12 protein-coding genes and 2 pseudogenes are annotated in these 13519 nt (G+C 74.6%); 9 read left to right on the forward strand and 5 right to left on the reverse strand.

What is annotated here, in order from left to right:
• Window positions 1-1089: 1089 nt before the first annotated feature.
• The 3 genes and pseudogenes from ACFY00_RS37235 to ACFY00_RS37245 all read left to right on the forward strand — a co-directional run.
• Window positions 1090-2247, forward strand: a complete 1158-nt coding sequence (locus ACFY00_RS37235; protein ID WP_388038459.1) for an ATP-binding protein — start codon at window positions 1090-1092, stop codon at window positions 2245-2247.
• A gap of 152 nt (window positions 2248-2399) precedes the next feature.
• Window positions 2400-2720: a hypothetical protein gene (locus ACFY00_RS37240; RefSeq protein WP_388038462.1), complete on the forward strand. Its 321-nt coding sequence runs from the start codon at window positions 2400-2402 to the stop codon at window positions 2718-2720.
• A gap of 94 nt (window positions 2721-2814) precedes the next feature.
• Window positions 2815-3181: pseudogene (locus tag ACFY00_RS37245) on the forward strand (transposase); the annotation flags it as partial.
• 146 nt (window positions 3182-3327) lie between these two features.
• Here ACFY00_RS37245 and ACFY00_RS37250 read toward each other — a convergent pair.
• Entirely contained in the window at window positions 3328-3783 is a 456-nt protein-coding gene (locus ACFY00_RS37250; RefSeq protein WP_388038465.1) for a VOC family protein, read from the reverse strand.
• Window positions 3784-3927: 144 nt separating this feature from the next.
• On the opposite strand from ACFY00_RS37250, the gene ACFY00_RS37255 reads away from it, so the two are divergent.
• On the forward strand, window positions 3928-4497 hold the full coding sequence (locus tag ACFY00_RS37255; protein ID WP_388038467.1) for a hypothetical protein: 570 nt from the start codon (window positions 3928-3930) through the stop codon (window positions 4495-4497).
• An 82-nt stretch (window positions 4498-4579) separates the two neighbouring features.
• Here the strand turns inward: ACFY00_RS37255 and ACFY00_RS37260 are convergent, their stop codons facing one another.
• Both ACFY00_RS37260 and ACFY00_RS37265 read right to left on the reverse strand, forming a co-directional pair.
• The gene (locus ACFY00_RS37260; RefSeq protein ID WP_388038470.1) at window positions 4580-4954 is read right to left on the reverse strand and encodes a hypothetical protein; all 375 of its coding nucleotides are present in this window, start codon (window positions 4952-4954) and stop codon (window positions 4580-4582) included.
• A 31-nt stretch (window positions 4955-4985) separates the two neighbouring features.
• A complete protein-coding gene (locus tag ACFY00_RS37265; RefSeq protein WP_388038472.1) occupies window positions 4986-5567 on the reverse strand; it encodes a carboxymuconolactone decarboxylase family protein in 582 nt (193 codons plus the stop codon).
• 72 nt (window positions 5568-5639) lie between these two features.
• On the opposite strand from ACFY00_RS37265, the gene ACFY00_RS37270 reads away from it, so the two are divergent.
• From ACFY00_RS37270 to ACFY00_RS37280, 3 genes are all read left to right on the forward strand, one after another.
• Window positions 5640-6167 carry a MarR family winged helix-turn-helix transcriptional regulator gene (locus ACFY00_RS37270; protein ID WP_388038475.1) on the forward strand — a complete coding sequence of 176 codons (528 nt, stop codon included), beginning with the start codon at window positions 5640-5642 and terminating at the stop codon, window positions 6165-6167.
• 84 nt (window positions 6168-6251) lie between these two features.
• The gene (locus tag ACFY00_RS37275) at window positions 6252-6719 is read left to right on the forward strand and encodes a hypothetical protein (RefSeq protein WP_388038478.1); all 468 of its coding nucleotides are present in this window, start codon (window positions 6252-6254) and stop codon (window positions 6717-6719) included.
• A complete protein-coding gene (locus ACFY00_RS37280; RefSeq protein WP_388038481.1) occupies window positions 6716-10882 on the forward strand; it encodes a hypothetical protein in 4167 nt (1388 codons plus the stop codon). The genes ACFY00_RS37275 and ACFY00_RS37280 overlap by 4 nt, the downstream gene beginning before the upstream one ends.
• 32 nt (window positions 10883-10914) lie before the next feature.
• On the opposite strand, the gene ACFY00_RS37285 is transcribed toward ACFY00_RS37280, so the two are convergent.
• Window positions 10915-11670 carry a lysophospholipid acyltransferase family protein gene (locus ACFY00_RS37285; protein WP_388038484.1) on the reverse strand — a complete coding sequence of 252 codons (756 nt, stop codon included), beginning with the start codon at window positions 11668-11670 and terminating at the stop codon, window positions 10915-10917.
• A gap of 226 nt (window positions 11671-11896) precedes the next feature.
• Complete coding sequence (locus tag ACFY00_RS37290) at window positions 11897-12307, reverse strand: DUF4395 domain-containing protein (protein WP_388038487.1); 411 nt, start codon at window positions 12305-12307, stop codon at window positions 11897-11899.
• Between the two features lie 378 nt (window positions 12308-12685).
• Here ACFY00_RS37290 and ACFY00_RS37295 point away from each other — a divergent pair, with 378 nt between their 5' ends.
• Both ACFY00_RS37295 and ACFY00_RS37300 read left to right on the forward strand, forming a co-directional pair.
• Window positions 12686-13096, forward strand: coding sequence for a TlpA family protein disulfide reductase (locus ACFY00_RS37295; RefSeq protein ID WP_388038490.1), 411 nt, complete (start codon window positions 12686-12688; stop codon window positions 13094-13096).
• Between the two features lie 332 nt (window positions 13097-13428).
• Window positions 13429-13519: pseudogene (locus ACFY00_RS37300) on the forward strand (electron transfer flavoprotein subunit beta); the annotation flags it as partial.

Below are 13519 nucleotides of genomic sequence, written 5' to 3' on the forward strand. Positions count from 1 at the left end.
CCGGAAGCTAAGCCTCACAGCGCCGATGGTACTGCAGGGGGGACCCTGTGGGAGAGTAGGACGCCGCCGAACAATCTTTGTGGGAAAGCCCCCTGGCGGGAAGTCAGGGGGCTTTCTCGCGTTTCCGGATCGGAAGGCGGGAGAAGCACCCGCAGTGGCGGATCGACGATGCGATCTTCTACGTGGTGCGGACCGGATGTTCTTGGCGGTAGGTGCGGAAGGACTTCCCGCCCTGGCCGACGGTGTACTGGTTGCTTCGCCTGGTGGCACGGCGACGGCACCGTGAAACGCCTCCACGACGCCCTGCGTGGCCAGGTCCGTGAAGCCGACGGCCGCGCCGCGGAGCCGAGCGTCGGGCTGATCGACTCGCAGGCCGTCCGCTCCGCCGACACGGTCCCCGCCGTGACCAGGGGCTTCGACGCGGGCAAGAAGGTCAAGGGCCGCAAGCGGGTTCATCGTCATAGGCGCCCTCGGCCTGCTCCTGGCCGTCCACGTCGTCGCGGCGAGCATCCAAGATCGCGACGGGGCGAAGCGGCCGCTGCTGTGAACCCGCCTCGACCATCCGGGCGTCAAGAAGGTCTGGGCTGGCCTGGGCTTCGTCGGCCGCCGGGACGCCTCGCGCGGAACCCCGAGACCAGCTCCGCCCGTTCGGAAGCGATGATCCGCTGGGTGATGGTCGGCATCATGGTCCGCCGCCTCGTCCGTGGCCGGCCCGCCGCGCGACCAGGCCCACGGCCCTCACACGCTCGCCATGAGACCTCAAGAACGGTCTGACCAGTCAAACCGTCTGGTTGCCCAGCCATCGGAGTACGAAGCGGAACGGTCCACTCGGCATCCACGGCCACATCTGGCCGGGGTGGAAATTTCTTGAAACCCGTGACCCCAGGGCCGCCCAGAACAGTGCCGCAGGCGGTCCTCGGAAGGCCGCGGCGGCCTTGCCGCGGCAGCGTGCACCCCTCGGCGGCCGGTTGCTCCTGATTGCCCTTCAGGAACCTGTCCACGGCCTCACCAAATTAGCTCTGACCTGGTGTTTTCTCTGAAATCTCCTAGGCTGGGGAAGCTCTGTCGAACATCCTCAGAGGGGGCATCATGAGCGAGGAATCGAAGACGTACGACGCCGGCACGATCGTGGTTCTGGAGGGCCTGGAGGCGGTTCGGAAGCGGCCCGCGATGTACGTCGGATCGGCAGGCGAACGAGGCCTTCACCAACTGGTGTTCGAGGCCGCCGAACAGGCGTTGAACGAGATCCTCGTCGGCACCGCCGGCCAGGTCGAGATCACCCTCACCGCCGACGGCGGCGTTCGGGTCGCCGACGACGGCACGGGTCTTCCGGTAGGGGTAGGGCACGCCGACCGTGCCGACGGCCCTTCGATGGAGAGCCGGTTGACCGTGCTCTACTGCGGGGCGCGGCCTGTCGACCGGCGCTCGTTGTCCAGCCGGTTGTCCGGCGTGGGACTGGCCGTCGTCAACGCGCTGTCAAGCCGCCTGATGGCAGAGGTGCAGCGCGACGGCTCCTGCCGGGTGCTGGAGTACGAGCGGGGCGTGGCCGTCGTGACGTCCGCGCGCACCGGACCGACCGACGGCAGCGGGACCGTGATCACCTTCTGGCCCGATGCCGAAATCTTCGAGACGCTGGAGTTCTCGTTCGACACACTGGCTGGGCGTTTCAGGCAACTGGCCTTTCTGAACCGCGAGTTGGACATCACCTTGACCGATGTTCGTGACCTCGCGGCGCCCCGGTCCGTTCGCTTCCGCTTCCCGGGCGGAGTGAAGGACTACATCGTGGAACAGAGCACCCCGTTCCACTCGGACGTGATCGGCTTCGAGTGCGAGTGCTCCGAGATGGAGGGAACCGTGGAGGCGGCCCTCTGCTGGTGCGACTCCCCCGAGGAGCAGATCGAGAGTTATGCCAACAACCGGCCGACCGCGGGCGGTGGCACACACCAACTCGGCTTCCACGACGGTCTGGCGGCCGCTCTCAATGCCCATGCCCGGGAGCGACAGCTGCTCAGCCCGTCCGACCCCGACTTCACCCACACTCAGCTCGGTGCGGGCCTGGCGGCGGTTCTGTCGGTGAAGCTCGACCGGCCCGAGTTCGAGGGGGCCACCCGCGATTACCTGGGCAACGGGCCCGTTCGCGCCTGCGTCGCCGAGGCCGTTCGAGAACACCTGACCACCTGGCTTCGCGCCGACCCGGCGCAGGCGACGGCCGTCCTCGCCCGGATCTCGGCGACCGCCCGCCACTGACAATCGAACGGCGACGCGACGTCCTTGACGAGTTGGACAGGGACGTCACGTGGTGGCGCGAGAACGCAACCAGGACGTAAGGGCTGTCCCGCAACCAGGTGGTGAGCCGAGGGTCTCTGGACTCTGGGTGGCATTCGGCGGATGATCTCGCCATGTCTGTGAACGAGGCGCTGACTGACACCGAACTCGACGCGATGGAGAAGCGCATCGCCGCCACTGCCCCCGCTCCGTGGTGGGCATGGATGGAGACTCGACACGCTATAGGCGGCGAGAGCTTCATCCAGGTCACGCCGGACTCGGACGAGGACGACGAGATCTATATCCGCAGGTACATCGGAGGGCGTGAGCTCGGCAGCCCGAATGCCCAGCTTGATGCCGACATCGATTTCATCGCGAACGCCCGTGAAGACATGCCTCGCCTGATCGCCGAGGTACGGAGGCTGAGGAGCCTCCTCGCGGCGCAAGGCGGCTGAGGCAGGCCGGGCGGGCAATCAGGCGTGGGACGTTCCTGAGGTGCCCGTCGTGATCACGGCGTCGGAACCGTGATGGACGGCCCCGTTCACCGGGCTGAGCCCGCGAGACTTCCGCAAACCGGTGACGGCGCTGCGCCGCGAGGGGGCTGATGCGGGGCGGCCCGGTCGGCCGTGGAGTCTGCTCTTGGAGGGTCGACGGCACTCTGGTTGCCACCCGTGACCACGGCGTCGCAGAGCAGTCCAAGAACTACAGGTACTCCACCGACCACCAGGTCGTCATCGACGCCCGCACCCACCTGGTCGTGACGATCGGCAAACCCCTCCCCGGCAACCGGAACGGCTGCACGGCACGGGAGGAATCCGGTGCCGAAGCCGTCGTCGGCAGAACGACCACGATCGCCGACGGCGGCTACCCGGGCGACAGGTCCACTCGCACCGAGCGCGGCGGCCCGTCGGCTCCACGGCGATGACGCGGTGAGTGGAGCGCAACCGCACTCGCGTGACGGTGGGCCGCTGGTGGGACCGGGACGCCTCCGCAGGGTGCCACGGCCCGGTCCCGGGTCCACAGCCAGCGGACGACGGGGGTGATGTCCATTCGGACGCGGTCTCAGACGACGTCGAACTCGTTGCCCTCCGGGTCCTGCATGGCTGCGGCGCAGAGACCGGTGGTCGGTTCGTCCTTGATCTTCAGTACGGTGGCGCCGGCCGCGACCAGCCGGTCCACCGTGGCCCTGACCCGTTGGGCGCGGACGTCCAGGGGGACGTCACGGCCGCCGCCGACCTTCAGGTCGAAGTGCCAGCGGTTCTTGGCGGTCTTCGGCTCCGGGACCTGCTGGAACCACACGCGCGGTCCGTGGCCCGCCGGGTCGACGATCGACTCCGGGATGTCTCCGGCCCCGGTGGGCAACTCCTCCGCGGGGACGCCGATCGCCTCCCAGTAGGCGCGCCACGTGGCGTGTCCGTCCGGTGCGGGCTCGGGCACGTAGCCCAGGGCCAGGGCCCAGAAGGCCACCATCTTCTGCGGGTCGGAGCAGTCGATCGTCAGTTGCATCGTCTTTTCCATGCCCGAAGGATCCTAGAGGGCTATGACAGGCGATCAGCCGAGGACCGACTGCGGGACGGCTCGTAGGGTCGCCCGCTGTGACGAGCCGTTCCCCGTGGGGTTCAATGTCGGGGCTACGAGTGGGGCTACGAGTGGGGAGGGCGGATGGGCTACCAGGGGTGGTGGATGCTGGGGGTGGTGCCCGACGGGGCCGCGGCGGCGGTGGGGTGGCCGGGGCGTCCGGCGGGGGCGGAGGAGCGGCTGGCGTGGTGGCGGGCGCATCCGGGGGCGGGGCGGGCGGAGTTGCGGGCGCTGTTCGAGTCCTGGGGGCACGTCGAGGAGGACGAGGAACTCGACCCCGTCCGTTGGGAGTTGCTGCGGATGCTGGAGGAGCGGCCGGAGCAGGAGCGTTGGGTGTTCGGGCTGCGGAAGGCGTTCCCGTTCCACGCGTTGGCGTTCGCGCTGGGGCCGGACGGGGTGGAGCGGCTGCCGGGGTGGGGCGGGGAGTTCGTCTGGGACGCCGGGCAGGTGCGGGAACGGCTGCCGGAGGTGGAGGCGGTGCTGGGGGTCGGCGGGGCGGCGCGGGAGTCGGCGTTCGGGCGGGCGGCGGAGTGGCTGGCGGAGGAGGGCGACGGGGAGGGGGAGGTCGCGGAGCTGTTCGAGGCGCCGTTGCGGGTGCTGCGGGCGGCGGCGCGGGCGGGGGAGGGGGCGATGGGGGTGGAGATGGTGTTCTGAGGGCGCCGGGAGAGGGGGGTTGGCCGAGGACGGGGGGATGGACGAGCAGCGGGTGACGATGCGCAAGGAGGTGCGGCGGGCGTCAGGGGCCGGGGGCTGAGGCCGCGTGGTGGTCGTTGGCGACCAGGGTGCGGGCCAGCCGGGCGGCGGTGGTGGTGACGGCGGGCCAGGCGGGGGAGCGGAGGTGGTCGGCGGGGCGGGGGTCGGGCGGCAGGGTGGCCCTCAGGGTGCGCAGGGCGGTGCCGAGGTCCGCGGTGAGGGCGGCTTCCTCGCCGGTGCGCAGGGTGTGGCCGATCCAGGGGAGCGGGTCGTCGGCGTCGCAGGCCTCGGTGAACAGGGTGGTGAGCAGCGGCGCGGGGTCGAAGGCGTCGTCCTGGAGGCCGGGGGCGGCCAGGGTGAGGACCGCGGCCACCAGTTGGTGGCGCAGCGCGGGGAGGGTGGGGCCGCGGTCGGTCACCGGGGGAGCGTACCGGCCGGGGTGGCGGGGGTCAGGCGTAGGGGGCGAGTTGGGGGTCAAGGGGGGCGTCGGTCAGGCGGTTGGCGAAGGTGGAGAGGGTGTAGGCACCGATGCCGAGGACGATCTCGAGGGCGTGGCGCGGGGTGAAGCCGTGGGCGAGGAAAGCGGCGAGATCGGGTTCGGGGACGGCGCCGGTGTGGTCGAGGACGGCGTGGACGAAGGCCCGGACGGCCTCCAGGCGGGCGTCGGGCAGGGGCTGTTGGGCGCGCAGGGCGGTGATCAGTTCGGGGGCGGCGGCGAGTCGGGTGAGGACGGCGCTGTGCATGGCGACGCAGACGTGGCAGCCGTTGCGGGTGGCGAGGGTGAGGACCACGGTTTCGCGGACCAGCGGGTCGAGTTCGGTGGCGTCGAAGAGGGCGGTCAACTTGAGGAAGCCGTCCAGGAGTTGGGGGGCGTGGGCGAGGCGGGCGGCGGCGGAGGGCAGGTAGCCGAGGTGGCGGGTGACCTGGTCGAGCTGGCGGCGGGCGGCCGGTGGGGCGGTGTCGGGGGTGAGGTCGGGGAAGTGGGCGCCGGTGGTCGGGGTGGTCGGGGTGGTGGGCGCGGGGACGGGCATGGGTGGGCCTTTCGTGGGGTGCGGAGGCGTGTCGGGGTGGCCGGGGGACGGGCCCCGGCTGCGCGTCCTAGAATGGACAACGTGGTTGACCAAAACGTAAACCAGGTTGTCGATCCGCGCAACGGGGAACCGGGCGTTCCGGTTCGGGACGGCTTCGAGCTGCCCTTGCTGCTGTTCGCCGGATTCCGCACGATCATCGACGAGTTGCACGCCGACCTGGCCCGGCAGGGGCACCCGGACGCGCGGCCCGCGCACGGGTTCGCGCTGCAGGCGATCGGGGTCGGCGGGGCCACCGCGAGCGAACTCGGGCGGCGGCTGGGGGTGTCCAAGCAGGCGGCGGGCAAGACCGTGGACCGGCTGGAGGTGCTCGGGTACGCGGAGCGGGCGGACGACCCGCAGGACGCCCGTCGCAAGCTCGTCCGGCTGACGCCCCGCGGGCTGGACCTGCTGGCCAGGTCGGCGGCCGGGTTCGACCGGATCCGGGCGCAGTGGGCGGCCGTGCTCGGGGAGCGGCGCCTGCGCGAACTGGAGGACGGGCTCGCGCAGTTGGTCGGCCCGTCCGGTTTCCGGCTGGACGCGGCGGGCTGGTTCGCCGGCTGAGCGGCGGGACGGCGGGAGGGGGTGTCAGCGCGGTGCGGCCGGGGTACGGCGAGGGACGGGACCACGTGATGCCAGGGGGAACGGATGCTCGCCGAATCGTTGATCGCCCTCGCCGGGGCCGGGGGGACGGCGCTGGTCGGGGCGATGGCCACCGACGCCTGGCAGACCGCCCGGGCCGGTGCCGCCCGGCTGTTCACGCGCGGCGGGGCGGAGCGGCAGCGCGCGATCGCCGAACGGCTGGACCACGACGCCGAGCTGGTGGCCCGGGCCGCGGAGCCCGAACGGGTGCGGCAGGCCCTCGCCCCGGCCTGGCAGGTCGAGTGGGAGGCGCTGCTGGCCGAGCGCCCCGAACTGGCGGAGGAGCTGCAGGGCTTCGTGGAGCGGACGGTGGCCGCGCTGCCCCGGGCCGAGCAGCACTGGACGCAGCACGTGACGGCGCACGGCCACGGCCGGGCCTACGGCGCGCTCGGCGGGAACGTGGTGGTGCACGAGGCGGCGCAGCCCGACCCGCCCGCGCCCGGCGGCGGGCCCGGGGAGGCGGCCCCGCGGTGACACCGGCGGGGCACGAGCCGGGCCCGGGGCCGGACGCGGGGCGGCTGGAGCAGCGGGTGGTCGCGCGGGCCGGTTTCGCCTACGGGGTGATCGGCGCGGACCTCCACGTCTTCGGCGACGGCACGCCCGTCTACGTGCTGGAGAACTGGCGCCCCGGGGAGGGTACGGAGGACGCCTGGCTGGGCGAGCTGCCGAGCCGGATGCTCAACGCCCGCTGGGAGGTGGTCGGCTTCACCGGCCGGACGGAGGAACTGGCCGCGCTCCGCGCCTGGTGCCGGTCCGGCCCCCGGCTGGCGGTCCGCTGGCTGCACGGGCCCGGCGGGCAGGGCAAGACCCGGCTGGCGGCGCAACTGGCCCGGGAGGCCGCCGCCGAAGGCTGGAAGGTCGTCACCGCGACCGAGGGCCCGGGCTCGGTGCTGCCCCCGCCCGGCAGCCAGGACCTGCGGACGGACGGGGCGCCGGGCCTGCTGCTGCTCGTCGACTACGCCGACCGCTGGCCGCTCTCCCACCTGACCTGGCTGCTCAGCAACGCCCTGCTGCACGATCCGGCCGTCCCGGCCCGGGTCCTGATGATCGCCCGCGACACCGGCCCCTGGCCCGCCGTCCGGGCCGCGCTGGCCGACCACCGGGCGGGCACCTCGGCGCAGGAGCTGGCCGCGCTCGGCGACGGCGAGGACCCGGCCGGGCGGCGGGCGCAGATGTTCACCGCGGCCCGGGACGGCTTCGCCGCGCGGTACGGGACGGCGGCCCCCGGCTGGATGACGGCCCCGCCCTGGCTGGACGGGCCGGAGTTCGGCCTGACCCTGGCCGTCCACATGGCGGCCCTGGTCGCCGTCGACGCCCACCTGACCGGGCGGCGCACCCCGACCGACACCGCCGGGCTGACCCTCTACCTGCTGGACCGCGAACACCTGCACTGGGCGCGCCGCCACGGCGACGGCACCCACCGGCTGGACGGCGACGGCACCCGCGAACCGCCGTGGACCACCCCGCCGGAGGTGATGAACCGGGTGGTGTTCACCGCCGCGCTGACCGGCCCGCTGCCGCCGCCGACCGGCGCGCAGGCCCTCGACCGCCTCGGCCTCGGGCTGCCCGCGCACCGCCTGCTGGCCGACCACGCGAGCTGCTACCCGCCCGCGGACCCGGACCGGGCCACCGTCCTCGAACCGCTCCAACCCGACCGCCTGGCCGAGGACTTCGCCGCCCTCACGCTCCCCGGGCACCGGGCCGACTACCCGGCCCGGGAGTGGGCGCCGGGCACCGTCACCGCGCTCACCGACGGCCTGCCGCACCCCGGCTGGACCAGGCGCACCCTGCTGCTGCTGGCCGCGGCCGCCGCGCGCTGGCCGCACGTCGCCGAGGCGCACCTGTTCCCGCTGCTGCGCGCCCGGCCCGAACTCGCCGTCGTCGCGGGCAGCCCCGCGCTGAGCGCCCTGGCCACGCTGCCCGGCGTCCCGTTCGACCTGCTGGAGGCGGTGGAGGACCGGCTGCCCCCGTACGAGCGCACCGACCTGGCCACGGGCGCCGCCGACCTGGCCCGCGTCCTGGCCGACCACCGGCTGGCCCGCACCAGGGACCCGGCGCAGCGGGCGGCCGTCCACGCCCGGCTCGCCAACGCCCTCGCCGCGGCCGGGCGCTACCGCGAGAACCTGGACGCGCTGGTCACCGCGGTCGAGCTGTACCGGCCGCTGGCGCAGGCCGACCCGCGGACCTTCGCGCAGCCGCTGGCCTTCGTGCTGTCCAACCTGGGCAACCGGCTGGAGCGCTACGGCGAACGGCACGCCTCGCTGGCGCACGCCCGGGAGGCGGTCGACCTCGGCCGCCGGGCCGGCCTGATGGACCCGGCCGCCACCGGGACGGGCGGCGCCGCGCTGCTGGTCAACCTGGCCAACAAGCTGCGCCGGGCCGGGCGGACCGCGGAGGCCCTGGAGGCCGAGCACGAGGCGCTGGGCCTCTTCTGGCAGCTGTCCTGGATCAAGTCGTCCGAGCGGGAGGCGCGCGCCCACCTGCCCACCTGCCTGGTCAACCTCGCGATGGCCCTGCCGCCCGCCTACTTCGGGGGCCGGGCCGTGCTGGCGGCCCTCGAGCAGGCGGTGGCCCTGGACCGCCGCCTCGCCGCGGACGACCCGCCCCGGCACGAGGCCTCCCTCGCCCACGCCCTGACCCTGCTGGCCGGGCGGCTCGTCGGCCACTACCAGCTCGCCGAGGTGATCGCCGCCTCCGCGCCCGACCGCCCCGGCCTGCACCGGCCCGTCGCCGCAGGCTGGCGGCAGCGGGCGGTGGACCTCGCCCGGGAGGCGGTGGAGATCGACCGGCGCCTGCTGCCGGACAACCCCGCCGTGCTGCGGCCCCAACTGGCGGACGGGCTGGAGGTCCTGGGCCTGGCCCTCACCGCCGCCGGGCGGCCGGAGGAGGCCGCCGCCGCCCGGGCGGAGAGCGCCGCGCTGCGGGCGCACCCCGCCGAGCCCGGGTCCGCAGGCCCGACCGGTTTCGACGACCCGCCCCCGTCCGACCACCACCGGTGGATGCTGGCGGCCACCCGGGCCGGGGTCACCCTCTTCGCGTACCTGGCGAGCGTCGACCCGCAGGCCCACCGGCCCGACCTGGCCGAGGCCCTGGAGTACGTCACCGCCGTCCCGTCGTTCGACCGCGACGGCATCCCCGACCGCGAGGCCGCCCTCCCGCTGTGGGAGGGGCTGGTGGAGGCCGACCTGCCGGCCTACGGGCCCCGCTACGCCCACGCGCTCGCCGTGCTCGCCTCCCTGCAGACCACTGCGGGGCTGCCCGAGGAGGCCGGGCGGACCGAGGCGGAGCGGGCCCGGGTGGAGGCCCTGGTCGCCGCCGTCGAGCAGGAGCGCGAGCAGGAGCGGCAGCGCGGCCGGCTGGCCCAGCGGATCCCGTGGGGCACGCCGGAGGAGATCGACGAGGAGGCCCGGCGGCTCACCGCGGCCGGGGACGACGCCAGGCTGTGGGCGCTCGCCCTGGCCGTCCCGGTCGCCGACGGCGTCCGGCTGGCCCGCGCGCTCACCGACCGCGGCCTGCCCGCGGAGCCCGCCGCCCGGGCGCTGGCCGAGCGCCTCGCGGCGGCGGGCCGGTCCGCGCCCGCCCGCCCCGCCCACCGGGAGCTGCCCGTGGTCAGCACCACCGGGTACGGCCTGCACTTCGCCCACGGCCGACCCGTGCTCGCGGTCGACGGCCTGCAGAAGAACGGCAGTTGGGCGCTGCGGACGCTCGACCTGACCACCGGACGGTCGAAGGTGCTGCACCGGGGCGGCCCGAACGAGTGGAGCTCCCTCGCCTGCCTCGGCCCGGGCCTGGCCGTCGCCGTCCGGGAACTGCCGGGCCCGCCGCACGCCCAGCTGGTCCTGCTCGACGGCCGCTCCGAGGAGCAGCTCGCCTCGGGCAACGCCCTGAACGGCGCCCGGGTGGCGGCCACCGCGGACGGCTACGCGGTGGGCCTGGCGATGATGCGGGCCGTCCTGGTCGGGACGGGCGGCGACCCGCCCGTCCCCGTCGACCTCGGCGGCAGCGGGCTGTGGCGCTGCGACCGCCTCGCCGTCGACCCGACCGGCACCCGGATCGCCCTGGTCGACGGCCGCCGGACGGTGCTGCTCGACCTGCCCGACGGGCGGGTGGTCGCCGCGGCCGACACCGAGGGCGACGTGCACGCCGCCTTCCTCGGCCCCGACGCCCTGGTCACCGCCGGGTCGAACGGCGGCCTGCGCCGCTGGGAGCCGCACGGCGGGCGGCTGCGGCAGACCGCAGTGGTGGGGACGCCCACCCTGTGGCCCCTGTTCGCGGTGCCCGCCTGGCGGGTGGTGGGGGGCTGGGCGCTCGGCCGCCCGCACTTCCACGACGCCGAGACGCTCGACCCCGTCCCCGAACCGCCCGCGACCGCCGCCCTGCTGGACGTCACCACGGCCTGGCAGAACTCCGCCGACGGCCGCTACGTCCTGCACAGCGGGTCCGGGGCGGGGCCGGGGTCCCGCACCCTGCTGCACGACCTCCACCACCCCACCGCCTGGCTGGCCCGCCCCGCGGCCGCGGTCACCCGCGCCGACCTGCCGGTGCTGGCGGCGCTCGCCGCACGCGCCGAGCGCAGGCACCGACCGCTGCTGCGGCTGCTGCACGACCTCGCCGCCCACCGGCTCGCGCCGGGCTGACCCCGGACGCACGAGGGGGCAGGGGTGCGGCGTCAGCGGGCGGCGCGGCGCTCGGCCTCCGCCTCGTCCTCGGCCTCCGCCTGCTCCAGGGTCGGCGCGCCGCCGCCCAGGTGCGCGGGCAGCCACCAGTCGTCGTCCGGCCCGGACGGCTTCGCCGGGTACTCGCGCTGCGCCCGGTCCAGCATCTCGGACATCGCGGCGCGCAGGCGGCGGGTCACCATGACGGGCTTGTCGGTCGGGGCCAGGTGGATCGGCTCGCCGATCATGATGGTCACCGGGACGTGGCGCTTGGTCAGCGTCTTCGGACGGCCCTTGGTCCACAACTGCTGGGTGCCCCACAGGATCACCGGCAGCAGCGGGGTGCCCGAGTCCGCGGCCATCCGGGCCGCGCCGGTCTTGAACTTCTTCAGCGTGAACGAACGGCTGATCGTGGCCTCCGGGAACACCCCGACCACCTCGCCCTCGCGCAGCGCCTGCACCGCCGCCTCGTACGCGGGCTGGCCGTCGGCGCGGTCCACCGGGATGTGCTTCATGCCGCGCATCAGCGGGCCGGAGACCCTGTGCCGGAACACGTCGTCCTTGGCCATGAAGCGGGTCTTGCGGCGGGCCACCCGGTACGCGCCGAAGCCCGCGAAGATGAAGTCCAGGTAGCTGATGTGGTTGCTGACCAGGACGGCGCCGCCGGTGGTGGGCACGTGCTCGGCGCCGACGATGGAGATGCGCAGGTCCAGCGCCTTGAAGGCGGCCAGCGCGGTGCGGATCACCGGCGGGTACACGAACTCGGCCACGGTCAGCCCTACTTCCTACGGGCCAGGCGCCCGGGTCGGCGGTACCCGGAGCGCGGGGGCTGGCCGAGGGGTCGCGGCACGCCGCGGCGGCCACGGGTGTTTCCCCCCGATGATCCCCCGAACGGGTACGGTCTGTCACGCCTGCGGCTACCCGGGGAGGCGACCCTCACACCGGGAACTTTCCGGCGGGGTGCGGTCTCCCCGGGCGCGGCGGCCCAGCGGCGGCTCAGACGCGCTTGAGGAGCAGGTAGAACTCGCAGCCCAGGCAGTAGTCGAAGGCGGCGTTCAGGAAGGCGGCGGCCAGGGCCAGGGCGGTGAGGACGAGGGCGGGCCAGGTCAGGCCCAGCAGGGCGGCGAGGGTGGCGAGCAGGGTGAAGGCGAGGCCGACCGCCTGGGCGAAGCGCGGCGGGCGCGGATCCTCCAGCTCGGCGGGCGGGGCCAGGCGGGGGCGGACCAGGGTGCGGTAGAGCCAGCCGTAGGGGGCGTAGCGGTGGCCGCCGAGCGCGCCCGCCGCGAAGACCAGGGTCTGCAGGGCGAGCAGCGGCGTGCTGCCGGTGATCAGGGCGGCGGCGAGGACGAGGCTGGTGAGGACGGCGGCGAAGCGCGGGCCGCGCGGGTCGATCGGTGCGGAGGGCACGGTGGGCTCCGGAGGGGTCGCTGACGGGACGTCGTACGGCGGGGACGGCGCGGGGGTGGTGCGGTCAGCGACAGCGGGTGGTGCAGGCCCGGCACAGGTCGATCACCCGGCGGCTGGTCAGCCGGGGGGTCGACGACGGGGTGCGGGCGGTCACGGGGTGATGGTAGCGGGGAGCGGGTTCCGGGCCCAGGCCCTTTCTTCCGGGGCTTGTCGGAACAGCGCACGTCGTTGGGCGCCCGGCTGGGAGTGCCGGCGGAACGCCCTCGTACTGGGTGTACTTGGGTGTTTCGCCGGTGCTTCCAGCCGGGATGCCTGGCGGCGGGCGCCCGGCAAGCCCCGGGAGAAAGGGCCCAGAGGGTGGTTTGTCAGACTGGGTGGGTGACCGGACTGGTGGTGTGCCTGGTGGTGCTGGCGGCGGCTGGCGGGTTCGGCGTGGTGCGCAGGGCGCGGGACGGGAGGCTGCGGGTGCGGGCGGACGGGGCGGTGCGGTTGACGGCGGCGGAGCTGGGGGCGCCGTTGGGGGAGCGGGCGACGCTGGTGCAGTTCTCGACCTCGTTCTGCCAGCCGTGCCGGGCGACCCGGCGGACGCTGGCGGAGGTGGCCGGGATGGTCGAGGGCGTCGCGCACGTGGAGGTGGACGCCGAGTCGCGGCTGGAGCTGGTGCGGCGGCTGGAGGTGCTGCGGACGCCCACCGTGCTGGTGCTGGACGCGTCCGGCCGGGTGGTGCGGCGGGCGGCGGGGCAGCCGCGGAAGGCGGACGTGATCGCGGCGCTGGGCGAGGCCGTCTGAGCCGGTCGAGGGGCCGGTCACGGGGGCGCTCGCGGGGGCGGTGCGCGTAATCTCACAGGCGATCTGGTGTGGAGTCAGGTGGCAGCCGGGTCGGGCTGGGGCAGGATGGGCCGGGGGCGGCCGCGTGGTGTCGGGCCGGGGTCGCGGGCAGCGTAAGCTACTGGCGAGTAGTGACGGTTGGGCTACTCGTGGGTATGCTGCCGGGCAGTCCCGGAGGGACACCTCCGCGCGCCGCTCGGGCCGCGGGCCCCGTGCGTGGGCCGAGGATCGCTCGGTGCGCGCGGGCAGCCGCCGCAGCCGCCGGATCGGACCCAGTAACAGGAGAGCAGGCCGTGAGCTTGAGGATCGTTGTCTGTGTGAAGTACGTGCCCGACGCGACCGGTGACCGTCGCTTCGCGGAGGACGCCACCACCGACCGGGAGG

The organism is Kitasatospora sp. NPDC001540 (genome assembly GCF_042894345.1).
Taxonomy (GTDB): domain Bacteria; phylum Actinomycetota; class Actinomycetes; order Streptomycetales; family Streptomycetaceae; genus Kitasatospora; species Kitasatospora phosalacinea_C.

Coding starts and splice junctions, on each gene's coding strand:
- ACFY00_RS37235 (WP_388038459.1), top strand. CDS start 1,090: ATGAGCGAGGAATCGAAGACGTACGACGCCGGCACGATCGTGGTTCTG.
- ACFY00_RS37240 (WP_388038462.1), top strand. CDS start 2,400: ATGTCTGTGAACGAGGCGCTGACTGACACCGAACTCGACGCGATGGAG.
- ACFY00_RS37250 (WP_388038465.1), bottom strand. CDS start 3,783: ATGGAAAAGACGATGCAACTGACGATCGACTGCTCCGACCCGCAGAAG.
- ACFY00_RS37255 (WP_388038467.1), top strand. CDS start 3,928: ATGGGCTACCAGGGGTGGTGGATGCTGGGGGTGGTGCCCGACGGGGCC.
- ACFY00_RS37265 (WP_388038472.1), bottom strand. CDS start 5,567: ATGCCCGTCCCCGCGCCCACCACCCCGACCACCCCGACCACCGGCGCC.
- ACFY00_RS37270 (WP_388038475.1), top strand. CDS start 5,640: ATGGACAACGTGGTTGACCAAAACGTAAACCAGGTTGTCGATCCGCGC.
- ACFY00_RS37275 (WP_388038478.1), top strand. CDS start 6,252: ATGCTCGCCGAATCGTTGATCGCCCTCGCCGGGGCCGGGGGGACGGCG.